Origin of the sequence: Xanthomonas sp. 10-10, assembly GCF_040182365.1 — a bacterium.
GTDB classification, from domain to species: Bacteria; Pseudomonadota; Gammaproteobacteria; order Xanthomonadales; family Xanthomonadaceae; genus Xanthomonas; species Xanthomonas arboricola_F.
The window spans coordinates 3,977,403-4,000,969 of sequence record NZ_CP144460.1 but is presented as its reverse complement, the minus strand read 5'-3'; the positions used below and the strand labels follow the sequence as shown (position 1 = coordinate 4,000,969).

Below are 23,567 nucleotides of genomic sequence, written 5' to 3'. Positions count from 1 at the left end.
TTTACCAGCAGGTATAGCCGCCGTCGGCCAGCACGATACTGCCGGTCATCAGGCTGGCGGCAGGGGAGGCCAGGAACAGCGCTACCGAAGCGATTTCTTCCACTTCGCCCAGCCGCCCCATCGGCGTGCCGCCGATCCAGGCGTCGTACATCGCCGGGTCTTCCTTGACGAAGGCATTGAGTGGCGTGGCGATGTAGGTCGGCGCGACTGCGTTGACCCGCACACCGCGCGCGCCCCATTCGGCGGCCAGCGATTTGGTCAGGTGGTGCACCGCCGCCTTGGAGGCGTTGTAGTAGGCCTGCGCCTGCGGTTTGTTGACGATGAAGCCGGACATTGAACCGACATTGACGATCACGCCATCGCCGCTGTCCAGCATGTGCCTGCCGAACGCGCGGCAGCACCAGAACGTGCCGTTGAGGTTGACGTCGATGACGTTGAGCCAGTGCTCGTCGGTGACCGTTTCGGCCGGGGTCTGGCTACGGGCGATGCCGGCGTTGTTGACCAGGATGTCGACCTTGCCGAACTGCGCGTTCAATGCATCGGCCACGCTGGTGACGCGCGCCGAATCGGTGACGTCCATCTGCACGACCTGCGCATCCAGGCCCTTGCTGCGCAGCGTGGCCAGGCCTTGCTCGGCAACGTCGCCATCGTGATCGGCAATGACCACCTTGGCACCGGCTTCGGCCAGCGCTTGGCAAATCGCCAGGCCGATCGCGCGGCCGCCGCCGGTGACGACCGCCACGCGGCCGTCGAGTTTGAACTTGTCCAGATACATCGGCATATCTCCTGCTGGTCTTGATCGTGGGGGAGTGGCGAAAACGGGGAGGAACAACGCGGGAAGTGGCGCGCTCAGCGCATGGCCTGTTGCTGCGCGTCGAAGCGATGCAGGTGCTCCGGGTCCGGGATCAGGGTCACCGTCTCGCCGATGTGCACGCGCAGATCGCCGGTGCAGCGCGCATCGACCGTACCCACGTCCGGAATGTCCACATAGACGAAGGTGTCGCTGCCCAGATGCTCGGCCTGGATCACGCGGCCCTGCCAGGCGTCGCCGCCGCCGGCGGCCACGCTGCCGCGCTGCACGCGGATATGTTCCGGGCGAACGCCAAGTGTCACTGCGTGGTGGCGCGCGGCCACCTCGCCCTGCAGCAGATTCATGCGCGGCGAGCCGATGAAACCGGCCACGAACACGTTGGCAGGGCGCTCGTACAACTCAAGCGGCGTGCCCACCTGTTCGATACGTCCGGCCTGCAGCACCACGATCTCGTCGGCCATGGTCATCGCTTCGACCTGGTCGTGGGTGACATACACCGCGGTGGTCTTGAGCTGCTTCTGCAGGCGGGTGACTTCCAGGCGCATCTGCACGCGCAGGGCGGCGTCCAGATTGGACAGCGGCTCGTCGAACAGGAATCCCTTGGGCTCGCGCACGATGGCGCGGCCGATCGCAACGCGCTGGCGCTGGCCGCCGGACAACTGCCCAGGCTTGCGGTCGAGGTAATCGGTGAGGTTGAGCACCGTGGCGGCCTGCGCCACGCGCCGCTCGATCTCGGCGCTGGGCACGCGCGCCATCTTCAGGCCGAAGGCGATGTTCTTGCGCACGCTCATGTGCGGATACAGCGCATACGACTGGAACACCATCGACAAGCCACGCCGGGCCGGCGCCAGGTCGGTGACGTCCTGGCCGTCGATGAGGATGCGCCCGCCGCTGACGTCTTCCAGTCCGGCGATCAAGCGCAATAACGTGGTCTTGCCGCAGCCGGACGGACCGACGAAGACCACGAACTTGCCATCGTCGATCTCCAGGTCCGCACCGTGGATGACCTGTGTGTCGTCGAAGGATTTGCTGACACCTTGCAGCGTGATGCGTCCCATGAACCACCTATCAAAGTTGAGTGAGCTACTTCACCGCGCCGAAGGTGAGCCCGCGCACGAGCTGCTTCTGGCAGAACCAGCCCAGTACCAGGATCGGCGCGATGGCCATCGTCGAGGCGGCCGACAACTTGGCCCAGAACAGGCCCTCCGGGCTGGAATACGAGGCGATGAACGCGGTCAACGGCGAGGCCTGCGACGAGGACAGGTTCAACGACCAGAACGCCTCGTTCCAGGCCAGGATCACGTTGAGCAGCAGCGAAGACGCGATGCCGGGTACGGCCATCGGCGCCAGGATGTAGAGGATCTCCTTGCCGATGGTGGCGCCATCCATGCGCGCCGCTTCCAGGATGTCCCTGGGGATGTCCTTGAAGTAGTTGAACAGCATCCAGACCATGATCGGCAGGTTGCTCAGGCACAGCACGATGATCAGGCCCAGCTGCGTATCCAGCAGCCCGGAATCGCGGTAGAGCAGATAGATCGGCACCAGTACGCCCACCGGCGGCAGCATCTTGGTGGACAACATCCACAACAGGATGCCGCGCGTGCGCCTGGTGGGCGAGAATGCCATCGACCACGCGGCAGGGATGGCGATGGCCAGCGCGATCAGGGTCGAGCCCAGCGACACCGCCACCGAGTTCCAGGCATGCGCGAAGTAGTCGCTGCGTCCCTGCACGGCGACATAGTTTTCCAGTGTCCAGTGGAAGAACACGAAGCTGGGCGGGCTGGAAAACGCATCGACCTCGGTCTTGAAGCTGGTCAGCAGCATCCACAGGATGGGGAAGAAGATCACGCCGCCGACCACCCACGCGGCGACCGTGGTGAGCAGTATCTGCAGCGCGGGAGTGCGACGTGCCATCTCAGGTCTCCAGGTTCTTGCCGACGATGCGCACCAGGAAGATGGCCGCGATATTGGCCAGCACCACGGCGATCAATCCGCCTGCCGACGCGGCGCCCACGTCGTACTGCAGCAGTGCCTGCGAATAGATCAGGTAGGCCAGATTGGTGGTCTGCAGGCCGGGCCCGCCGCCGGTGGTGACGTAGATCTCCACGAACACGGTGAGCAGAAAGATGGTTTCGATCAGCACCACGATGGTCAGCGGGCGCGCCAGATGGGGCAGGGTCAGATGGAAGAAGCGGTCCAATGCGCCGGCACCATCCATCAGTGCGGCTTCCTGCTGTTCTTCGTCCAATGACTGCAACGCGGTCAGCAGGATCAGCACCGCAAACGGCAACCATTGCCAGGCCACGATGACGATGATGGAGAACATCGGGTACTGGGTGAACCAGTCGATCGGGGTCAGTCCGACACTTTGCCAAAGCCACGCCAGCAGACCGGAAACCGGATGCATCAACAGGTTTTTCCAGATCAGCGCGCTCACCGTCGGCATCACGAAGAACGGCGCGATCAGCATCAGGCGCACGATGCGGCGGCCCACGAATACCTGGTCCAGCAGCAGCGCGATCAGCACGCCGAACACCGCAGTGATCGCCAGCACCGACCCGACCAGCAACAGGGTATTGCCCAGCGAGGACGCAAACGCCGGGTTGCCCAGGAAGTAGCGGTAGTTGCCCAGGCCGACGAAGGTCTTTTCCGGCGTGAGCAGGTTGTAGTTCAACGTGGAAAACCACACCGTCATCGCCAGCGGCACGATCATCCAGGCCAGCAGCAGCACGATCGACGGCGCGATCAGGAACCGTGCGAGTTTTTGTGTTTGATGCGTGGCCATCGGCAAGGTCCAGGGTGAAGGCAGGCAGCGCGCCTGCGATGCATGGCAGCGGCCGATGCGTCGATGCAAGGGTTGGCGTCGAACGCACGGCCGGGTCGGGGGTCAGAAGTTCAGGCTGACCTGCAGGCCGAAGATGGTGGCGTTGTCGCCATCCAGTCCGCCCGGATGACGGATGTACTGCACGCTGGGCATCACTTCGATCCCGCGGCTGACAGCAATGTTGTAGTTGAGCTCGATGGGATATTCGTAGCGCTGTACGCCGATGGGCGCCGCGCCCGCGGGCAGGCGCTGGTTGTAGCGGGTTTGCGCCGCACGCAATGAATCGCTGAGCGCATTGCGGCCGATGGCCACGCCGACGCGGTCGTTGGGGCGCGCAGCGGACAGTCCTTTCCAGAATCCGCCGATGGCCAGCACCTGACCCACCGTGCTGACCTCGTCGTCGGCGTCGATGATGCTTGCGAACAGCCGCAAGCCGCCGCCGGCGCCATTGCTGGTGACCTGTTGTTCAACGTTGGCGTAGAACGCGCGATCGGTGTCTTGCAATGCGGCCGGATCGGTGCCGAGGCTGGTCGGCACGCCCGAGCGGGTGTAGACGCGCGGTTGATCGTTGCTGTTGCGGGTTGCGCCGATGCGGTAGTCGCCATCGATCCCGTTGCCGTAGTCGGGCTTGTACTCCACTTCGGCCACCAGCAGGGTGCCGTGGTCGTCGCCGGAGGTGCCGAGCCTGAGGCCTTGGTCGGTGGATCGGTTCTGCGGGTTGGCATCGTAGCCGCCCACCCGGAAAAACCAGCGTTTGTCCGGGCTGAACGTGACCACGCCGCCCCAGGCACTGAGCGGATCGCCATACCAGTTGTTGCTGATGTAGTTGGAGGAGCCGCCGCTGCAGAAGGTCAGGTGCTGGTAGTTGCAGTTCAGCGCGAAGAAATCGGCGCTGGGATACAGGCGGCCGCCCTTCAGCGTCAGCCTGTCCTCGAACAGGCGCTGGGTCAGCGAGAACTGGGTCAAGCGTGTGACATCGCCGCGTCCAAAGATCTGCTGCGACTGCAGGAGCGTGGGGATGCCTGCGGTGTTATTGATCAACTCGCCATTGCGATTGGTGATCTCCAGTTTGAAATCGGCGCCGGACCAGCCCCACAGCCGTTCCAGGTCGAAGTAGCCGCCCAGGAAGAATTGATCGGCATAGGCAGTGCGCTCGCGCAGCCCGCCGGAGGTGTTGTGTGCGGTCTGGCTGAAGTGCGCCAGCTTGAACTGGATGCCGTCATCGGCCAGCCGGCTGCGCAAGCCGCCCCAGTCGCCGCCGATATGCTTGTCCGGATCGAATGCCTGGGCGCTGGCCTGTGTGCAGGCCATACCGGCGAGCAGCATCGTCAGCGCAGGTGTGGTGTGCCTGATCTTCATCGATTGCCTCGTGGGAAGGTGCGGCGCCGTGACGCCGGAGCATGTCTGTGGCCAGGGGCGGGCCGGGCAGGGAGTCCGGCCCATCGCAGCTGCTCAGCGCTTGGGGTAGCCGGCTCGCTGCATTTCGCGCTCGGTGGCGGCCTGCGCGTTCTTCAACGCGTCATCCACGCTGATCGAGCCGGTGAGCGCTGCGGAAAACTGCTGGCCCACGGTGGTGCCGATCGACTGGAACTCGGGGATGGCCGCGTACTGCACGCCGACATAAGGCACCGGCTTGACCGTGGGGTGATGCGTGTCGGCGCCCTGGATGGCAGCCAGGGTCTGCTTGGCGAACGGGGCGGCCTTGAGGTACTCGGTCGTGGCGTACAGCGACTGGCGCGTTCCCGGCGGAACATTGCCCCAGCCTTCCTTGCCGGCCACCAGCTCGGTGTAATGCTTGCTGGTGGCCCAGGCGATGAATGCCTGCGCCTTGTCGGCCTTTTTCGAGCTGGCGGGGATGGCCAGGTTCCAGGCCCACAGCCAGCCGGTGGTCTTGCCCTTGCCCGCATCCGGCGCCGCGGCAAAACCGACCTTGTCCGAGACCTTGGACTCGCTGGGATTGCTGATGAACGATGCGGCCACCGTGGCATCGACCCACATCGCGCACTTGCCTGCGGTGAACAGTGCAAGGTTCTCGTTGAAGCCGTTGGAGGCGGCACCTGGCGGACCGGCCTGTTTCATGACATCCACATAGGTCTGCAGTGCGGCCTTCCATTCCGGCTGGTCGAACTGCGGTTTCCATTGTTCGTCGAACCAGCGCGCGCCGAAGGCATTGCCCATCGCGCCGATCAAGGCCATGTTCTCGCCCCAGCCGGCCTTGCCGCGCAGGCAGATGCCGTAGATGCCGGCCTGCTTGTCGGTCATCTTGCGGGCGGCGTCGGCCACGAAGCTCCACGACGGCTGCGCCGGCATGCTCAGGCCGGCCTTTTGCAGCAGGTCGGTGCGGTACATCAGCATCGAGCCTTCTGCGTAGAACGGCGCGGCATACAGCTGCCCCTCGTGACTGACCGCGTCGCGGATCTGCGGGATCAGATCGTCCACCTGATAGTCCGCATCGAAGGTCAGCGGCTTGAGCCAGCCGCGCTCGGCCCAGATCGGTACCTCGTAGGTGCCGATGGTCAGCACATCGAACTGGCCACCCTTGGTGGCGATATCGGTGGTGACGCGCTGGCGCAGCACATTCTCTTCCAGCGTGACCCACTCGAGCTTGATCTGCGGATGGCTGGCGGTGAACTCCGAGGTGAGCTTCTGCATGCGGATCATGTCGCCGTTGTTGACCGTGGCGATCACCAGGGTGTCTGGCTTGGACGCGGCGCCGCTGTCGTGCGCGCCGCCGCCGCATGCTGCCAGTGTGGCGCTCAGTGCCGCGCAGATCAGGGTATTGATCGAAGTGTTCATACCGATGCCTCAGCTTGAGGTTGGTTGAGCAAATGCCCGTGTGATGCGCATATGCCCACGGCCTTGCCGCGCTGTAAAGCACTTTCGATCTTGCAGCGCAGCATCGCGGCGCACGCCAACGCGCCCGCGCATGCCGGGAAATTTCAGCAATGAACTGCCGTCCAGCCCGCCGCGATTGCGCCGCTCAGCTGCCGAGCAAGGCCTTGGCGGTGTGCTCGTCGGTGATCAGGCCGTTGAGGATGCGGCCCTTCAGCGCGGCCTTGATCGGGCCTACCTTGGCGTTGCCCACGGCCACGCCGATCGACAGGCTGATCGCCGGCACCGGATGCGGCACGCTGGTCAAGCGCAGGTTGGTGCCTGCATCGATGATGTCGCCGGCTGCGGTGAGCGCCCAGCCGATCACCTCGCCCACTGCGCCCAGCCGGATCAGGTCCAGCAGTTCGGTGCGGCTGATGAAGCCATCCACATGCAGGGGCGCGGTCTGATCGAGCTGGCCGACACCGACCAGGCGCAGATCGGCCTTTGCCGCGATCGCGCGGACCCTGCGTACCGCCTCGATGCCCAGCAGCGTTTCGCGTTCTTCCTGCGAGGAAAGAAACACCGGCAGCGGCATCGGGTAGTGCTGCGCGCCGGTCAGGTCGGCCAGGCGGGCCACTGCATCGAACGGGCTGGCCGAGCCGTCCGGGGAAATGTTGCCGACCAGCGAAACCAGCTGATGATTGCGCGTCTGCATCGCCGGAATGCGCTCCACTGCCGCGCGCATGGCACGCCCGGTGCCGATGCCGATGATGCTGGGGGTGTCGCTGCGCAGGGTGGATTCCAGCAGCGCCGCGGCACGTTCGGCGACACCGGTGACCAGGTGCGGGTCGGCCGGGTCGGTGGGCGCGACCTCGCAGTAGCGCATGCCGAAACGGTCCTGCAGCTGCGCGGCCAGATCCATGCAGGCGGCGATCGGATGCTCCAGCCGGAAGGTGATCAACCGCTGGCTCAGGCACAACGACACCAGACGCTGCGCTGTTGCGCGCGAGACCTTGAGCTTGCGTGCGATCTCGTCCTGGGTGTTGCCGGCGATGTAGTACAGCCAGCCCGCCCTGGCTGCGGCATCGAGTCGGCTGGTGTCGTTGTCGGGGGTGGCCATCGTCACATCTGTCTGCGTGGAAGTCTCAGCCTAACGTAGTGCCCAGGCGCTGGGTGCCGATGGCACCCAGTGCTGTGGCGACGGCGGGCATGTCCGCGAACACCTGCGATGCGCCTGCGGCCGCGAGCGACGCGGCGGCGGCCGCCGTTGCGCGGTGATGGCCGCCGCCGGTGAATCCCCAGACCTGCATCCCGGCCGCGCATGCGGCCAGCACGCCGCTGGGGCTGTCTTCGATCACCAGGCAGGACACGGCCGACACGTGCATGCGTGCGGCGGCGAGCAGGAACAGATCCGGCGCAGGCTTGCCGCGGGCGACCAGCTCGGCGGTGTAGATGTGCGCGCCGAAACGACCGGCCAGGCCAGTGACCTGCAGGCACAGACGCACCCGTTCCAGATGGCTGGACGAGGCAACGCACCGCGGTGTCTGCAGTGCGTCAAGCAGCATGGCCACGCCCGCCATCGGCTGCAGTTCGCTGGCAAAGCGCGCCAGCAACGCGGCGGTGAGGTCGCGCTCGAAGGTATCCGGCAGCGTCCGCCCCAGCGTCTGCACATGCGCGCGCACGCTGCCCAGGCTGCGCCCGAGGAAGTGCTGCTGAACCCCGTCGATGTCGATGTCCACGCCGTGGTACTGCAGTGCCTGGGCCAGGACCGCGCAGGCCAACGGCTCGCTGTCGACCAGCACGCCGTCGCAGTCGAAGATCAGCAGGTCGGGGGGAGCGAGCATGGGTGGGGTCCCTGGAGTGGCGCAGCCCGAGTGTAGCAGCCGGGTAAATGTCGCTTGGCTGGGCAAAGTTGCAGGTTGAGCGTCCAGGGCCGCTGCGGCTGGCGCGGGGCGCCGGTGCAGCGGCCCATCGCAGGCGGCCGGCCTGTCCGCAGTGCATGCCGCGTTGCCGCAAACCGGCCACTGGCATAGTCTTCGCGCATGAACCCAGGCCCCACTGCCCAGGCGACCGTGGCGACGTCCCCGTCTTCCGACCCGGCCATCCCCGACTACGTCCTGCACCTCGAGCGCGCTGCCAGTTACCTTCCCAAGGAGCAGCTGCCGATCCTGCGCCGTGCCTGGGAAGTCGGTGCCACCGCGCATGCCGGCCAGACCCGCAAGTCGGGCGAGCCCTATATCACCCATCCGGTGGCCGTGGCCGGCGTGCTCGCCGAGCTGGGCCTGGACATGGAATCGCTGATCGCCGCGATCCTGCACGACACCATCGAAGACACGCCGCTGACGCGCGAAGAGCTGGCGTCCGAATTCGGCGAAGCGGTGGCCGAGCTGGTCGATGGCGTCACCAAGCTGGACAAGCTCAAGTTCCGCGACCGCCAGGAAGCGGCGGCCGAAAGCTTCCGCAAGATGCTGCTGGCGATGTCGCGCGACCTGCGCGTGATCATGATCAAGCTGGCCGACCGCCTGCACAACATGCGCACGCTCGGCGCGCAGAGTACCGAGGCGCGCGGCCGCATCGCGCGCGAAACCCTGGAGATCTACGCACCCATCGCCCAGCGCCTGGGCATGAGCCTGATCAAGTCCGAGCTGCAGAACCTGGGCTTCCGCGCGCTGTATCCGTGGCGTCACGCCATCATCGAAAAACATATCCGTAGCCAGCCGGTGGTGCGGCGCGAATCGATGGCGCAGGTGGAAGTGCAGCTGTCGCAACGACTGGCCAAGGAGGGGCTGGAGCATCGCCTGGTCAGCCGCATCAAGACTCCCTGGAGCATCTATTCCAAGATGCACGAAGAGAACAAGTCCTTCGACCAGGTGATGGACGTGTTCGGCTTCCGGCTGGTGGTGCGCACGGTGGCCGATTGCTATCACGCCCTCGGCGCGGTGCATGCCACCTTCAAGCCGCTGGACGGGCGCTTCCGCGATTTCATTGCCATTCCCAAGGCCAACGGCTACCAGTCGTTGCACACGGTGTTGTTCGGCCCTTACGGCTCGCCGATCGAAGTGCAGATCCGCACCGAGGAGATGGACCTGATCGCCGAACGCGGCGTGGCCGCGCATTGGACCTACAAGGTGGGCTCTGCCTCGCCCAACAGTGCGCAGAGCCGCGCGCACGACTGGATCGTGGAGCTGATCGACTCGCAACGAGCCGCCGGCTCGTCGCTGGAATTCCTGGACAACGTCAAGGTGGATCTGTTCCCGGACGAGGTCTACCTGTTCACGCCCAAGGGCAAGATCCTGGCGTTGCCGCGCAACTCCACCGCGCTGGATTTCGCCTACGCGGTGCACACCGATGTGGGCAACCGCGCGGTGGCCTCGCGGGTGGACAAGAAACTTGTGCCCTTGCGCACCAAGCTGGTCAGCGGGCAGGCGGTGGAAATCATCACCGCACGCTCGGCCACGCCCAAGCCGCAGTGGCTGGAGTTCGTGGTCAGCAGCAAGGCGCGCACCGCGATCCGCCACCAGCTCAAGCAGCTCGAACACGAAGATGCCGTGCAACTTGGTCATCGCATGCTCGACCGCGCGCTGGAGGCGATGGACAGCTCGCTGGAGCGCCTGCCCAAGGGTCGGCTGGATGCCTTCCTCAACGAACACCGTTATCCGCGGCTGGAAGCGCTGCTGGCCGATGTGGCGCTGGGCAACTGGATGCCCACCCAGGCCGCACAGGCCTTGATGGCGTATGCGGAATTGCGCGGCGGCGGGCATTCCAAGCACTCGCACGAAAAGATCCTGATCGACGGCAGCGAGCGTGGCGTGATCAGCTTCGCCAACTGTTGTCAGCCGATTCCCGGCGACGAAATCATGGGCTACCACACCGCCGGCAAGGGCATCGTGGTGCACCGTCTGGATTGCCCCAACCTGGCCGAGCTGCGCAAATCGCCCGAGCGCTGGGTGCCGATCGATTGGGACTCCAACGTCACCGGCGACTACGACACCGCGCTGGTGGTGGAAGTGGAAAACCGCACCGGCGTGCTGGCGCAGTTGGCCGCGGCGATCGCGCAGAGCAAATCCAATATCGAACGTGTGGATTACCTGGACCGCGACTTCAATGCGGCAGTGCTGCGCTTCAACATCCAGGTGCGCGACCGCCGCCACCTGGCCGAAGTGATGCGCCGGCTGCGGCGCCTGCATGTGGTGCAGAGCGTGGGGCGTCAATAGGTCGCAGCGGGACTTTGCCATGCGCCCCAGCAGGCCGGTTGATCGGCTTGTGCGACGGCGCGTGCCACGAAAATGCAGTGCATTGATCGATTTGGTGTAGTGCTTTGCAGTGCGAACGAAGCGGCCAGTGTTGCGCACTGCGTCGATCGTGAGTTGCGCTGCAAGCGCCACGTGAGCGCGGCTTGCTCACGACGTCAGGAACTGCGCGCCCCTTGCGGGTGATCGCAACCAATATGTCAGCGCTCGACGTGGCATGCACCGCGCTCACATCGGGGCGCAGTCTCGGTTGGACGTCCAAGGCATGCACCGCACCCGCTTTCAGGACACCCCGGCGCGCACGCGAGTCGGCCAAGGTCGACGCAGAATCTCGCTGAGCGGCGCATCATTGCGTGACGGTGACGGTGGGCGCTCCTGCTTGAACAACGCGCTAGCGGACCTCAGGCGATCAAACGGCGCAGTGCAGGGTTGTCGTTGTCCTGCTTCCATACCAGATGCAATTCCACCGGCGTGGCCGGCGCCTCATCGCGCAGCGGCAGGTACACGATGCCGGCGTAACGCAGGCCGCTGGCGCCTTCGGGTACCAGCGCCATGCCCATGCCGCCGCGTACCAGCGCCAGCACCGAATGAATCTGGCTGACGTACTGCACCGAGCGCGGCGCGATGCCGCGCACACCGAACAACTGCGCCAGCAGATCGTAGAAATAACGCGCCTCGTCCGGTGCGTAATTGACCAGCGGCTGGCCGTGGAAATCCTGCAGACGCAGGCTGTCGCGGTGCGCCAGCGGCGAGTCTTCCGGCAACGCGGCGATCAGCGGTTCGCGTGCCACGCAGCGGCTGTGCAGGCCCTGGCGCTGGATCGGCGGGCGCAGCAGGCCGATATCCAGCCGGCCTGCATCCAGCGCGTCCAGTTGCGCCAGGCTGACCATTTCCTTCAGCTGCAGGTCCACATCCGGTGCCTGCCTGCGCCAGCGCGCGATGGCCTCGGGCAGGAAGCGGTAACTGGCACCGGCGGTGAACCCCACCGACACGCTGCCGGCATCGCCGGTGCCGATGCGGCGCGCGCGCAGGCCGGCGTTCTCGGCCATGCGCAGGATCGCGCGCGCTTCGGCCAGCAAGCTGCGCCCGGCCTGGGTCAGCCGCACATGCCGGCTGTTGCGCTCCAGCAGCGCGGTGCCGACGCTGTGCTCCAGCAGCTGGATCTGCCGGCTGAGCGGCGGCTGGGTCATGTTCAGGCGCTCGGCGGCGCGACGGAAGTGCAGTTCGTCGGCGACGGCGACAAAGCAACGCAGTTGCTGCAGATCGAACATGGGGGCGGGCCTCGCATGGCAAAACACATGAATTGGATGCTGCACCCGCAACATCCCGCCGCCGCCAGCGCGAATGAATAGGCGGTGCCAAGTCAGGAGCCCGGCTGACGGGCGCAACCGGCCATAATTACGCAGCGTCGAAAAAGCGTTGCAAAGCAGCCATTTGCGGCGCACTACGTCGATTGATGATGCGATTGATTCAACTTGTGAATCAAACAATACGTCTTTTGGTTTGGACCGGCAACGATCTGCGTTTCTAGGATCAACCGCATCCCCCCGCCCAGGAGCGTTTGTCCGATGAGCAGCAGATACACCCCGTCCGAAATGGCCCAGGCGCTTGGCGCCGGGTTGCTGTCGTTTCCGGTGACCCATTTCGATGCCGACCTGGCCTTTGACGAATCCGCCTACCGCAGCAATCTGGACTGGCTGTCCTCGCACCCGGCCGCCGGGCTGTTTGCCGCCGGCGGCACCGGCGAGCTGTTTTCGCTGACCTTGGACGAAGTGAACCGCGCCGTTCGCGCGGCGGTGACCCAGACCGCCGGCCGCATGCCGGTCATCGCACCGGCCGGCTATGGCACCGCGATCGCCATGGAGATGGCGCAGGCCGCCGAGCGCAACGACGCCGACGGCATCCTGCTGTTTCCGCCGTACCTCACCGAGTGCGATGCCGATGGTGTGGCCGATCATGTCGAGCGCGTCTGCAAGGCGACCAGGCTGGGCGTGATCGTCTACGGCCGCGCCAACGCCAAGCTCGACGATGTGACCCTGGCGCGTGTCGCCGAGCGTTGCCCCAACCTGGTGGGCTACAAGGACGGCATCGGCGATGTGGATCGCATGACCCGCATCTACGCACGCCTGGGCGACCGATTGCTCTACGTGGGCGGACTGCCCACCGCCGAAACCTTCGCGCTGCCGTATCTGGAAATGGGCGTGACCACGTATTCGTCGGCCATCTTCAATTTCCTGCCCGAGTGGGCGTTGGCGTTCTATGCGGCGGTGCGCGCGCGCGACCACGCCAGCATCTACCGCGAGCTCAACGACTTCGTGTTGCCGTACACCGTGCTGCGCAATCGCCGCGCCGGTTATGCGGTGTCGATCGTCAAGGCCGGCATGCGCGCGGTCGGCCGCCCGGCCGGTCCGGTCCGCACGCCGCTGGCCGACCTCAGCGAGGACGAATTCGCCCAGCTCAAACACCTGATCGGAGGACGTCGCTGATGCACACCATCCAGGGCCAATCGCTGATCGGGCAGCGCGACGTGCGCGGCGCCGGGGCGGAATTTCATGCGGTGGATGCGGCCAGCGGCGCGGCATTGCAGCCGGCATTCGGCTCGGTGAGCGCACAGGATCTGGAACAGGCCTGCGCGTTGGCGCAGGCGGCGTTCGATCGTTACCGCGAAACGACGCTGGACGCGCGCGCAGTCTTCCTGGAAACCATCGCCGAGCAGATCCTGGCACTGGGCGATGCCTTGATCGAACGCGCCATGCACGAAAGCGGCCTGCCGCGCCCGCGCCTGGAAGGCGAGCGGGGACGCACGGTGGGGCAGCTGCGCCTGTTCGCCAACGTGGTGCGCGAAGGAAGCTGGCTGCAGGCGCGCATCGACCCGGCGCTGCCGCAACGCACGCCCTTGCCGCGCGCGGATCTGCGTCAGCGGCATATCGCGCTGGGGCCGGTGGCGGTGTTCGGTGCCAGTAATTTCCCGCTGGCATTCTCGGTGGCCGGTGGCGATACCGCCTCGGCACTGGCGGCCGGCTGCCCGGTGGTGGTCAAGGCGCACGGCGCGCATCCGGGCACTTCGGAATTGGTGGGCCGTGCGATCCAGGCCGCGGTGGCGCAATGCGGCCTGCCCGAGGGCGTGTTCTCGCTGCTGTTCGATGCCGGCATCGAGATCGGCGCGCAACTGGTGGCCGACGCACGCATCAAGGCGGTGGGTTTCACCGGCTCGCGTGCCGGCGGCATGGCGCTGGTCAAGATTGCCGCCGCACGCCGCGAACCGATTCCGGTGTATGCGGAGATGAGCGCGATCAATCCGGTGTATCTGTTGCCGCAAGCGCTGCAGGCACGCGCGTCCGACCTGGGCAAGGCGTTCGTCGGCTCGCTCACCCTGGGCAGCGGGCAGTTCTGCACCAATCCCGGCTTGCTGCTGGCGATCGATTCGCCGGCGCTGGATGCGTTTGTCGCCTCCGCAACGCAAACGCTGCAGGCGGTGTCGCCGGCAGCGATGCTCACCGCAGGCATTGGCCAGGCCTACGCGCAAGGCGTGCAGCGTCTGGCCGCGCATCCGCAGGTCAGCACGCTGGCACGCGGCGGCGCGGCGGAAGCCGGGCGCTGCCCGGCGGCGTTGTTCGGCACCGACGCCGATGCATTCCTGGCCGATGAAGCGCTGCAGGCCGAAGTCTTCGGCGCCTCGTCGCTGCTGGTGCGTTGCAGGGACATCGAACAGCTGCGCGCGCTGAGCGAGCACCTGGAAGGCCAGCTCACCGCCACCTTGCACATGGAGGCCGGCGATACCGAACTGGCCGCCGCATTGCTGCCGGTGCTGGAGCGCAAGGCCGGGCGCATCCTGGTCAACGACTGGCCCACCGGCGTGGAAGTCTGCCACGCGATGGTGCACGGCGGCCCGTTCCCGGCCACCTCCGACAGCCGCAGCACCTCGGTCGGCACGCTGGCGATCGATCGCTTCCTGCGCCCGGTCTGCTATCAGGATCTGCCGCCGGCGCTGTTGCCTGCCACCGTCGCGCACGACAACCCGCTCGGGCTGTGGCGACGCGTGGATGGCGTGCTGGGACACGACTGACAGCTGCCGCGGCAACGATGCCTGAGGCGTGCCGGAGGAGGGTCCGGTACGCCATCTGCAGGCGCAACGTGGAGTACCGAAGCGCAGTGCGCTTCCATCGTCATAGGTGAGGAACGATGATGGCTATCGATTCAAAAACAGTCGCTTCAACGACGGTTCCGCGCAGGCGCTACCTGATCTTGCTGATGCTGTTCGTGGTGACCACGATCAACTATGCCGATCGCGCCACCTTGTCCATCGCCGGCTCCGCGGTCCAGGATGCGCTGGGCATCGACGCGCTGCAGATGGGCTTCATCTTTTCTGCGTTCGGGTGGGCCTATGTGGCCGGGCAGATTCCCGGTGGCTGGTTGCTCGATCGCTTCGGCTCGCGGCGCGTGTACGGCCTGTCGCTGCTGATCTGGTCGTTGTTCACCGCCCTGCAGGGCTTTATCGACTGGGTGCCGGTGACCTGGGCGGTCACCACGCTGTTCGTGCTGCGCTTTCTGGTCGGCATTGCCGAAGCGCCGTCGTTTCCGGGCAATAGCCGCATCGTGGCGGCCTGGTTTCCCACCGCCGAGCGTGGCCTGGCTGCGTCGATCTTCAATTCCGCGCAGTATTTCGCCACGGTGGCGTTTGCGCCGCTGATGGGCTGGCTGGTGCATGCCTGGGGCTGGGAGCATGTGTTTCTGGTGATGGGCGGCGTGGGCGTGCTGCTGGCGCTGCTGTGGCGCAAGACCATCTATGCCCCGCGCGAACACCCCCGCCTGAGCGCGCAGGAACTGGACTACATCCAGCGCAACGGCGCGCTGGTGGACATGGAGCAGGGCAACAAGCCGGGCAGTCAGCCCAAGGGCACGCAGTGGCATTACGCCAAGCAGCTGTTGTGCAACCGCATGTTGCTGGGTGTGTACATCGGCCAGTACTGCATTACCACGTTGACGTATTTCTTCCTGACCTGGTTTCCCGTGTACCTGGTCAAGGAGCGCGGCATGTCGATCCTGGAGGCCGGCTTTGTGGCGTCGTTGCCGGCGGTGTGCGGCTTCATCGGCGGCGTGCTGGGTGGCTATGTGTCCGACCGCATGGTGCGGCGTGGCTACTCGCTCACCGTCTCGCGCAAGACGCCGATCGTTGTCGGCATGTTGATGTCGGTGACGATGATCGGCTGCAACTATGTGCAGGCCGAATGGATGGTGGTCGGGCTGATGGCGCTGGCCTTCTTCGGCAAGGGCATCGGCGCACTCGGCTGGGCGGTGGTGGCCGATACCTCGCCCAAGGAAATCGCCGGCCTGTCCGGTGGCCTGTTCAATACCTTCGGCAACATCGCCGGCATCACCACGCCGATCGTCATCGGCTACATCGTGTCCACCACCGGCACCTTCGAATGGGCGCTGGTGTTCGTCGGGCTCAATGCCTTGCTGGCGGTGGTGTCCTATCTGGTGGTGGTGGGCGAAATCAAGCGCGTGGAACTCAAGGCGCCGCCCGGCGGCCCGTCCATGCCCGTGCCCGCACCGCTGTGACCGTCCTGGGAGACTTTCGATGACTATCCACACCGCACCTGCAAGCATCGGCGCCACGCCGCGCATCACCGACATCCGCGTGGTGCCTGTCGCCGGGCAGGACAGCATGCTGCTCAACCTCAGTGGCGCGCACGCGCCCTACTTCACCCGCAATGTGCTGGTGCTGCGCGATTCGTCCGGACGCACCGGCGTGGGCGAAGTGCCTGGCGGCGCGGCGATCGCCGGCTTGCTGCAGGAAGCCGCGCCGCTCATTCGCGACCGCTCCATCGCCGAGTATCAGCGCATCCTCAATCAGGTGCGCACCGCCTTTGCCGACCGCGACAGCGCCGGCCGTGGCCTGCAGACCTTCGATCTGCGCATCACCATCCATGCGGTGACGGCCATCGAATCGGCGTTGCTGGATCTGCTCGGGCAATTCCTCGACCAGCCTGTCGCTGCCTTGCTCGGTGAAGGCCAGCAACGCAGCGCCGTGGATGTGCTGGGCTATCTGTTTTTCATCGGCGACCGGCGCAAGACTGCGCTCGACTACCGCGACGGCAGCGGTGCCCGCGATGACTGGGAGGCTGTGCGCGACCAGGAAGCCTTGACGCCGGCATCGGTGGTGCGGCTGGCCGAAGCGGCCTACGAAAAATACGGCTTCCGCGATTTCAAGCTCAAGGGCGGCGTGCTGCGCGGCGAGGAGGAGATCGAGGCGATCCATGCGTTGCACGCGCGGTTTCCGCAGGCGCGCATCACCCTCGACCCCAATGGTGCGTGGTCGCTGGATCAGGCCATCGCCCTGTGCCGCGACATGCATGGAGTGATGGCCTATGCCGAAGACCCGTGTGGTGCGCAGGATGGCTATTCCGGGCGCGAGATCATGGCCGAATTCCGTCGCGCCACCGGCCTGCCGACCGCCACCAACATGATCGCCACCGACTGGCGGCAGATGGGCCATGCCATCCAGTTGCAGTCGGTGGATATCCCGCTGGCCGACCCGCATTTCTGGACGTTGCAGGGCTCGGTGCGGGTGGCGCAACTGTGTCGCGACTGCGGCCTGACCTGGGGCTCGCATTCCAACAACCATTTCGATATTTCGCTGGCGATGTTCACCCATGTCGCGGCTGCAGCGCCGGGGCAGGTGACCGCCATCGACACGCACTGGATCTGGCAGGACGGCCAACGCCTGACTCACGACCCACTGCAGATCGTCGGCGGCCAGATCCAGGTGCCGGCAAGGCCGGGCCTGGGTGTGGAGCTGGACATGGACGCGCTGGAGGCCGCGCATCGCACCTACCAAAGCCTGAGCCTGGGCGCGCGCGATGACGCCGCCGCGATGCAGGCGCTGATCCCCAACTGGACCTTCGACAACAAGCGGCCCTGCCTGGTGCGCTGAAGCGCCCCGATGCCTGCTGCCGGAGCGCCGGCAGCAGCGCATGACCGCCAGTTCACCGCAGGTGGAGAACCGAGCAATGAAAAGCATGATGGCAATCAGCGGCGCTGCGCTGCTGGCGGTCGGCGCGGCCGGGCGTGCGCGTGCGCAACCACCCGATGAGGGGTTCTGGAATGGCGCAACGGCCGAGGTCACCGCGCTCAACTTCTATTACAACCGCGATTTCCGCAGCGGCGAAGGGCAGGGCAAGCGTGCCGAGTGGGCGCAGGGGTTCGTGGTCGATGCCCGTAGCGGCTATACCCGCGGGGCGGTCGGCGCGGGCCTGGATCTGCTGGGTATCGGCGATTTCAAGCTCGATGGCGTGCGCGCCGAAGGCGGCACCGGCCTGTTGCCCAACAACGACGACGGTACTGCGCAACATGCGCTGATGCGGGTGGCACCCACGCTCAAGCTGCGCGCCTCGCAAACCGAAGTGAAGTGGGGCAGCTTCATTCCCAACGAGCCGCTGGTGCGCGCCAGCATCACCCGCATCATGCCGGAGACATTTCAGGGCGTGACCCTGGAATCCAAGGACGTGCCCAAGCTCGATCTGCTGCTCGCGCGCTTCACCAGCGCCTGGTACCGCGACGGCGATTCGCGCGTGCCCATCACCTTGACCAACAAGAACCGTCGTTTTTTAGGCACGCCGGATTCGGATGCGTTGAACCTGCTCTCGGCAACCTACAGCGTCGTGCCCGGCACGCAACTGCGCTATCAGGGCGCGGTGATGGAAGACATCTACCGGCAGCAGCTCTACAACCTGATCCAGACGCATGCCTTCGGCAAGGACCAGCTGCGTGTGGATCTGCGTTATTTCCGCACCGATGACATCGGCCAGTCGCGTGCCGGGCCGATCGACAACCGCATGTTCAGCAGCATGCTGTCCTGGCGCACGGGTGGGCACGAATTCGGCGCCGGCTATCAACGCCTGTCCGGCCCCAGCGCCATGCCCTGGCCGGGCGGCACCGACGGCAATGTCTTCAACTGGACCTTCATCAACGACTTTCTCGAACGCGGCGAGCGCAGCTGGCAGCTGCGTTACAGCATCGATGGCAAGAGCATCGGCATTCCCGGCCTCAGCGTGATGGCGCGCTACATCAGCGGCGACCATGCGCAGCCGGCCACCTATGCCGGCGAAGGCCGCGAGTGGGCCCGCGATATCTTGACCACCTATCAATTCCAGAGCGAGCGCTTCAAGCACTTGAGCGTCATCTGGTTCAACGGCACCTTTCGCTCCAATTACCAGCGCAATGTCGATGAAAACCGCTTGATCCTGCAGTACCGCCGTCAGTTCGACAGCCCCGACCGGTAATGCACTCCACCCCACGCCTGCAAGGTAGCCCCACGATGTCCGCAACCCAGCAATCCACCCGTTGGCTGAGCATCCGCGCCCATGCGCGCGACAACGTCGCCATCGTCGTCAACGATGACGGCGCGCCGGCCGGCGCCACTTTTCCGGATGGGCTCACCGCCATCGAACACATTCCGCAGGGTCACAAGATGGCGCTGCGCGACCTGGCCGCCGGCGCGCCGGTGATCCGCCTGGGCGCGGTGATCGGCACCGCCAATGCCGATATCGCACGCGGCGCCTGGGTGAGCGAGCAACTGCTGGCGATGCCCGAAGCGCCCGATCTGAGCGCGCTGGATCTGTCGCTGCAGCCGGCACCCGCACCCGAGCCCCTGCAGGGCTACACCTTCCAGGGCTATCGCAACCGCGACGGCAGTGTCGGCACGCGCAACATCCTGGGCATCATGACCAGCGTGCAGTGCGTGGTGGGCGTGCTCGGCCATGCGGTGGAGCGCATCCGCACCGAGTTGCTGCCCAACTATCCCAATGTCGACGATGTGGTTGCGATCAATCACGTCTACGGTTGCGGCGTGGCAATCACCGCGCCGGAGGCCATCATCCCCATCCGCACGCTGCGCAACATCGCGCGCAGCCCCAACTTCGGCGGGCAGGCGCTGATCGTGGGCCTGGGCTGCGAAAAACTCGCGCCCGAGCGCCTGCTGCCCGACGATGCCAGCGCCGACGACAGCGGCGTGTATCGCCTGCAGGAAGCCAGCCTGGGCTTTGCCGACATGGTGGGCTCGATCATGGCTATGGCCGAAGCGCGCCTGCGCCATCTGGACCTGCGTCGCCGCGAAACCGTGCCGGCCAGCGAGCTGGTGGTGGGTATGCAATGCGGCGGCAGCGATGCGTTTTCCGGTGTCACCGCCAACCCGGGCCTGGGCGTGGCCGCCGACCTGCTGGTACGCGCCGGTGCCACGGTGATGTTTTCGGAAAACACCGAAGTGCGCGATGGCATCCACCTGCTGGTGCCGCGCGCGGCCAATGCCGATGTCGCCAAGGCGCTGGTGCGCGAAATGGCCTGGTACGACGCCTACCTGGCGCGCGGCCAGGCCGACCGCAGCGCCAACACCACCCCGGGCAACAAGAAGGGCGGGCTGGCCAACATCGTGGAGAAGGCGATGGGTTCGATCGCCAAGTCCGGCTCCTCGGCGATCAACGGTGTGGTGCCGCCCGGCGAGCGGGTCAAGGGGCGCGGGCTGCAGTATTGCGCCACCCCGGCCAGCGATTTCGTCTGCGGCACCTTGCAGGTTGCGGCGGGCATGAACCTGCACGTGTTCACCACCGGGCGCGGAACGCCCTACGGCCTGGGCATGGTGCCGGTGATCAAGGTGGCCACCCGCAGCGAATTGGCGCAACGCTGGTCCGACCTGATGGACATCGATGCCGGCGGCGTGGCGACCGGCGCCAAGACGCTGGAGCAATTGGGTTGGGAGTTGTTTCAGCGCTATCTGGACGTGGCCAGCGGCCAGCGCACCTGGACCGAGCAGCACCGCCTGCACAACGATCTGGCGTTGTTCAATCCGGCGCCGATTACCTAGTCCTGGCGCTCACTCACGGGAGAATGCGCACCTCCCTTCTCCCATCGGGACATCGTCCCCCTTCATGGGGGAGAAGGTGCCCCGAAGGGGCGGATGAGGGGACGGGCGAAGTCTCACGCGCTACGTCACACAGCGTCCAGCAGCGCACACCTATAGCCTCGCTGAAGCCATCGCGCGCAAGCGAAAGCCAGCCGCAACCAATACCACGGCAAGACACCCAGTCCACCGAGCAACGCGCCGTCAGGCCGCCACCGAGGCCCGCGCGCCGTCACCGCCGCATTCGCCCGCCATGGCAGGCGCCGATACAATGCGCGCTCGTTTTCAGTGTTGACGGAGTCGCCATGTCCCAGATCATCCATACCGACCAGGCGCCTGCCGCCATCGGCCCTTACTCGCAGGCAGTGCGCGCCGGCAACACGGTGTATTTCTCCGGCCAGATCCCGCTGGATCCGGCCACCGGCGAGATCGTGCCGGGCGACATCGGTGCGCAGGCGCGCCGTGCGTTCGACAACCTCAAGGCGGTGGCCGAAGCGGCCGGTGGCTCGCTCGACAAGATCGTGCGGCTGGGCCTGTACCTGACCGATCTGGGCCAGTTTGCCGCCGTCAACGCGGTGATGCAGGAGTATTTCCAGGCCCCGTTCCCGGCCCGTTCCACCATCGAAGTCTCCGGCCTGCCGAAGGGCGCCGGTTTCGAAGTCGATGCGGTGATGGTGCTCGAGTGATCCGGCGCGACTGATCCGACCCGCCGTGCCCCGCGCGCGCGTCGCCACGCCGAGCCTGGCCGTCGCCGGCCAGGCTTCGCTGTCCAGCCTGCCCGGCGTTGGCCCGAAAGTGGCCGACAAGTTCGCCGCGCGCGGCATCCTGAGCGTGCAGGACCTGTGGCTGCATCTGCCGCTGCGGTATGAAGACCGCACCCGGCTGACCACGATCGCGCAGCTGCAAAGCGGCGTGCCGGCGCAGATCGAAGGGCGGGTGGAGGCGGTGGAGCGCGGCTTTCGCTTTCGCCCGGTGCTGCGCGTGGCCATCTCGGACGAGTCGCACGGCAGCGTGGTGCTGCGCTTTTTCCACTTTCGCGCCGCGCAGGTGGCGCAGTTTGCGGTCGGTACGCGCGTGCGGGTGTTCGGCACGCCCAAGCCCGGCCAGAACGGTTGGGAAATTGTCCATCCCAGTTACCGCGTGCTCGCGGTAGGCGAAGACGCACAACTGGGCGACAGCCTGGATCCGGTCTATCCGGTGCTCGAAGGCGTCGGCCCGGCCACGCTGCGCAAGCTCATCGGCCAGGCACTCGAGCGGTTGCCGCCGGAGGCCGCACTGGAGTTGCTGCCGCCGCACTGGCTGCAGGACGAACAACTGCCCTCGCTGCGCAGCGCCTTGCTGACCATGCACCGCCCGCCGGTGAACAGCGATCCGCAGCAACTGCTCGCTGGCCGGCATCCGGCGCAACAGCGGCTGGCGCTCGAAGAACTGCTTGCGCACCAGCTCAGCCTGCGCCGCCAGCGCATCGCCCTGCAGCGCTTCCGTGCCCCGCAATTGCGCGGCGGCCGCCTGGTACAGCAACTGCGCAACGCATTGCCGTTCCAGCTTACCGGGGCGCAGCACCGCGTGTTCGAACAGATCGCGCACGACCTGGCGCAGCCCTCACCGATGCTGCGGTTGGTGCAGGGCGATGTCGGCAGCGGCAAGACCGTGGTCGCTGCCCTGGCGGCGATGCTGGCTGTGGAGCAGGGCAAGCAGGTCGCCCTGGCCGCGCCCACCGAACTGCTGGCCGAGCAACACCTCACCAACCTGCGCGGCTGGCTGGAACCGCTGGGCGTGCGCATCGTCTGGCTGGCCGGCAAGGTCACCGGCAAGGCACGCGCGGCGGCGATGGCCGAGGTCGCCTCCGGCCAGGCCCAGGTGGTAGTCGGCACGCATGCCTTGATGCAGGAGGCGGTGGTGTTCCACGACCTGGCGCTGGCCATCATCGACGAGCAGCACCGCTTCGGCGTGCATCAGCGCCTGGCGCTGCGCGACAAGGGCGCAGCCGCCGGCAGCGTGCCGCATCAGTTGGTGATGACCGCCACGCCGATCCCGCGCACCCTGGCGATGTCGACCTATGCGGATCTGGACGTCTCGGCCATCGACGAGCTGCCGCCCGGCCGTACGCCGGTGCAGACCATCGTCCTGAGCGCCGAACGGCGCCCCGATCTTGTCGAGCGCATCCGCGCCGCCTGCGCCGAAGGGCGCCAGGCGTATTGGGTGTGCACGCTCATCGAAGAAAGCGAAGACCCGGGCAAGGCTGCACCGGCCGGCCCGCCACGCATCGAAGCGCAAGCCGCGGAAGTCACCTTCGAGGCCTTGTCGGCGCAGCTGCCCGGCGTACGCGTCGCGCTCGTGCACGGCCGCATGAAACCGGCTGAAAAACAGAAGGCCATGCTGGATTTCAAGCAAGGCCGCAGCGATCTGCTGGTTGCCACCACCGTGATCGAAGTCGGCGTGGACGTGCCCAACGCCTCGTTGATGATCATCGAAAACGCCGAGCGGCTGGGTCTGGCCCAGTTGCACCAGCTGCGTGGCCGGGTCGGTCGCGGTGCGGCGGCGTCCAGTTGCGTGCTGCTCTACCAGGGGCCGCTGTCGATGATGGCGCGTCAACGCCTGGAAACCATGCGTCAGACCAACGATGGTTTCGTGATCGCGGAAAAGGATCTGGAGCTGCGCGGTCCCGGCGAACTGCTGGGCACGCGCCAGACCGGCCTGGCCAGTTTCCGCATCGCCGATCTGGCCCGCGACGCCGGCCTGCTGCCGCGCGTGCAGGTGCTGGCCGAGCGCCTGCTGGCCGACGCGCCGGAGATCGCCGATCGCGTGGTCGCGCGCTGGATCGGCAGCGCGGTGCGGTATGCGGCCGCTTGAGAGGCGGGGATTCGGGAATCGGGAATCGGGAATCGTAAAAGCAAAGGCTGCGGCTTCCTTTTTATCCGAAGGCGTTCGCTTGGCCGGCCGATCCTTGCGAAGATGCCGCAACGAATC

Annotated in this window: 18 protein-coding genes; 9 read left to right on the top strand and 9 right to left on the bottom strand. The window is 66.2% G+C overall.

All coding sequences use genetic code 11. From position 1 onward, the window contains the following. Position 1 precedes the first annotated feature (1 nt). The 8 genes from VZ068_RS16745 to VZ068_RS16710 all read right to left on the bottom strand — a co-directional run bounded on the left by VZ068_RS16745 (position 2) and on the right by VZ068_RS16710 (position 8,293). Positions 2-775 (bottom strand): SDR family oxidoreductase, encoded by a 774-nt coding sequence (locus VZ068_RS16745; protein WP_115007404.1) that lies wholly within the window; start codon positions 773-775, stop codon positions 2-4. Between the two features lie 74 nt (positions 776-849). Then, on the bottom strand, positions 850-1,869 hold the full coding sequence (locus tag VZ068_RS16740; protein WP_349655927.1) for an ABC transporter ATP-binding protein: 1,020 nt from the start codon (positions 1,867-1,869) through the stop codon (positions 850-852). Positions 1,870-1,894: 25 nt separating this feature from the next. Then, the gene (locus tag VZ068_RS16735) at positions 1,895-2,725 is read right to left on the bottom strand and encodes a carbohydrate ABC transporter permease (protein ID WP_349655926.1); all 831 of its coding nucleotides are present in this window, start codon (positions 2,723-2,725) and stop codon (positions 1,895-1,897) included. Position 2,726: 1 nt separating this feature from the next. After that, positions 2,727-3,596: a sugar ABC transporter permease gene (locus VZ068_RS16730; RefSeq protein WP_259156165.1), complete on the bottom strand. Its 870-nt coding sequence runs from the start codon at positions 3,594-3,596 to the stop codon at positions 2,727-2,729. Positions 3,597-3,698: 102 nt separating this feature from the next. Further along, positions 3,699-4,994 (bottom strand): carbohydrate porin, encoded by a 1,296-nt coding sequence (locus tag VZ068_RS16725; RefSeq protein WP_349655925.1) that lies wholly within the window; start codon positions 4,992-4,994, stop codon positions 3,699-3,701. Positions 4,995-5,087: 93 nt separating this feature from the next. Further along, on the bottom strand, positions 5,088-6,431 hold the full coding sequence (locus tag VZ068_RS16720) for a sugar ABC transporter substrate-binding protein (protein ID WP_349655924.1): 1,344 nt from the start codon (positions 6,429-6,431) through the stop codon (positions 5,088-5,090). A gap of 184 nt (positions 6,432-6,615) precedes the next feature. Continuing rightward, positions 6,616-7,569, bottom strand: coding sequence for a sugar-binding transcriptional regulator (locus tag VZ068_RS16715; protein WP_349655923.1), 954 nt, complete (start codon positions 7,567-7,569; stop codon positions 6,616-6,618). 25 nt (positions 7,570-7,594) lie between these two features. Next, on the bottom strand, positions 7,595-8,293 hold the full coding sequence (locus VZ068_RS16710; protein ID WP_349655922.1) for an HAD family hydrolase: 699 nt from the start codon (positions 8,291-8,293) through the stop codon (positions 7,595-7,597). A gap of 198 nt (positions 8,294-8,491) precedes the next feature. On the opposite strand from VZ068_RS16710, the gene VZ068_RS16705 reads away from it, so the two are divergent. Beyond that, positions 8,492-10,663: a bifunctional (p)ppGpp synthetase/guanosine-3',5'-bis(diphosphate) 3'-pyrophosphohydrolase gene (locus VZ068_RS16705; protein ID WP_046962862.1), complete on the top strand. Its 2,172-nt coding sequence runs from the start codon at positions 8,492-8,494 to the stop codon at positions 10,661-10,663. A 437-nt stretch (positions 10,664-11,100) separates the two neighbouring features. Here VZ068_RS16705 and VZ068_RS16700 read toward each other — a convergent pair whose 3' ends face one another. Continuing rightward, positions 11,101-11,970, bottom strand: a complete 870-nt coding sequence (locus tag VZ068_RS16700) for a LysR family transcriptional regulator (RefSeq protein ID WP_349655921.1) — start codon at positions 11,968-11,970, stop codon at positions 11,101-11,103. Between the two features lie 297 nt (positions 11,971-12,267). Between VZ068_RS16700 and kdgD the strand changes: the two genes are divergently transcribed. From kdgD to recG, 8 genes are all read left to right on the top strand, one after another. Beyond that, entirely contained in the window at positions 12,268-13,185 is a 918-nt protein-coding gene (gene kdgD, locus VZ068_RS16695) for a 5-dehydro-4-deoxyglucarate dehydratase (protein WP_259162695.1), read from the top strand. After that, positions 13,185-14,765, top strand: a complete 1,581-nt coding sequence (locus VZ068_RS16690) for an aldehyde dehydrogenase (NADP(+)) (RefSeq protein ID WP_349655920.1) — start codon at positions 13,185-13,187, stop codon at positions 14,763-14,765. Before kdgD ends, VZ068_RS16690 begins: the two co-directional genes overlap by 1 nt. A 116-nt stretch (positions 14,766-14,881) precedes the next feature. Then, a complete protein-coding gene (locus tag VZ068_RS16685) occupies positions 14,882-16,261 on the top strand; it encodes an MFS transporter (protein WP_349655919.1) in 1,380 nt (459 codons plus the stop codon). Positions 16,262-16,280: 19 nt separating this feature from the next. Further along, a complete protein-coding gene (gudD, locus tag VZ068_RS16680; RefSeq protein ID WP_349655918.1) occupies positions 16,281-17,636 on the top strand; it encodes a glucarate dehydratase in 1,356 nt (451 codons plus the stop codon). A 76-nt stretch (positions 17,637-17,712) separates the two neighbouring features. Next, positions 17,713-18,984, top strand: a complete 1,272-nt coding sequence (locus VZ068_RS16675; RefSeq protein ID WP_349655917.1) for an OprD family porin — start codon at positions 17,713-17,715, stop codon at positions 18,982-18,984. A 35-nt stretch (positions 18,985-19,019) separates the two neighbouring features. Further along, positions 19,020-20,561: a galactarate dehydratase gene (gene garD / locus VZ068_RS16670; RefSeq protein WP_259156150.1), complete on the top strand. Its 1,542-nt coding sequence runs from the start codon at positions 19,020-19,022 to the stop codon at positions 20,559-20,561. Between the two features lie 341 nt (positions 20,562-20,902). Further along, on the top strand, positions 20,903-21,283 hold the full coding sequence (locus VZ068_RS16665) for a RidA family protein (RefSeq protein ID WP_007967636.1): 381 nt from the start codon (positions 20,903-20,905) through the stop codon (positions 21,281-21,283). A gap of 25 nt (positions 21,284-21,308) precedes the next feature. Next, positions 21,309-23,450, top strand: a complete 2,142-nt coding sequence (gene recG, locus VZ068_RS16660; protein WP_349655916.1) for an ATP-dependent DNA helicase RecG — start codon at positions 21,309-21,311, stop codon at positions 23,448-23,450. Positions 23,451-23,567 lie beyond the last annotated feature (117 nt).

Excerpts from the sequence above, each read along its gene's own strand:
- VZ068_RS16745 (WP_115007404.1), bottom strand. The coding sequence starts at position 775 with ATGTATCTGGACAAGTTCAAACTCGACGGCCGCGTGGCGGTCGTCACC.
- VZ068_RS16740 (WP_349655927.1), bottom strand. The coding sequence starts at position 1,869 with ATGGGACGCATCACGCTGCAAGGTGTCAGCAAATCCTTCGACGACACA.
- VZ068_RS16735 (WP_349655926.1), bottom strand. The coding sequence starts at position 2,725 with ATGGCACGTCGCACTCCCGCGCTGCAGATACTGCTCACCACGGTCGCC.
- VZ068_RS16730 (WP_259156165.1), bottom strand. The coding sequence starts at position 3,596 with ATGGCCACGCATCAAACACAAAAACTCGCACGGTTCCTGATCGCGCCG.
- VZ068_RS16725 (WP_349655925.1), bottom strand. The coding sequence starts at position 4,994 with ATGAAGATCAGGCACACCACACCTGCGCTGACGATGCTGCTCGCCGGT.
- VZ068_RS16720 (WP_349655924.1), bottom strand. The coding sequence starts at position 6,431 with ATGAACACTTCGATCAATACCCTGATCTGCGCGGCACTGAGCGCCACA.
- VZ068_RS16715 (WP_349655923.1), bottom strand. The coding sequence starts at position 7,569 with ATGGCCACCCCCGACAACGACACCAGCCGACTCGATGCCGCAGCCAGG.
- VZ068_RS16710 (WP_349655922.1), bottom strand. The coding sequence starts at position 8,293 with ATGCTCGCTCCCCCCGACCTGCTGATCTTCGACTGCGACGGCGTGCTG.
- VZ068_RS16705 (WP_046962862.1), top strand. The coding sequence starts at position 8,492 with ATGAACCCAGGCCCCACTGCCCAGGCGACCGTGGCGACGTCCCCGTCT.
- VZ068_RS16700 (WP_349655921.1), bottom strand. The coding sequence starts at position 11,970 with ATGTTCGATCTGCAGCAACTGCGTTGCTTTGTCGCCGTCGCCGACGAA.
- kdgD (WP_259162695.1), top strand. The coding sequence starts at position 12,268 with ATGAGCAGCAGATACACCCCGTCCGAAATGGCCCAGGCGCTTGGCGCC.
- VZ068_RS16690 (WP_349655920.1), top strand. The coding sequence starts at position 13,185 with ATGCACACCATCCAGGGCCAATCGCTGATCGGGCAGCGCGACGTGCGC.
- VZ068_RS16685 (WP_349655919.1), top strand. The coding sequence starts at position 14,882 with ATGATGGCTATCGATTCAAAAACAGTCGCTTCAACGACGGTTCCGCGC.
- gudD (WP_349655918.1), top strand. The coding sequence starts at position 16,281 with ATGACTATCCACACCGCACCTGCAAGCATCGGCGCCACGCCGCGCATC.
- VZ068_RS16675 (WP_349655917.1), top strand. The coding sequence starts at position 17,713 with ATGAAAAGCATGATGGCAATCAGCGGCGCTGCGCTGCTGGCGGTCGGC.
- garD (WP_259156150.1), top strand. The coding sequence starts at position 19,020 with ATGTCCGCAACCCAGCAATCCACCCGTTGGCTGAGCATCCGCGCCCAT.
- VZ068_RS16665 (WP_007967636.1), top strand. The coding sequence starts at position 20,903 with ATGTCCCAGATCATCCATACCGACCAGGCGCCTGCCGCCATCGGCCCT.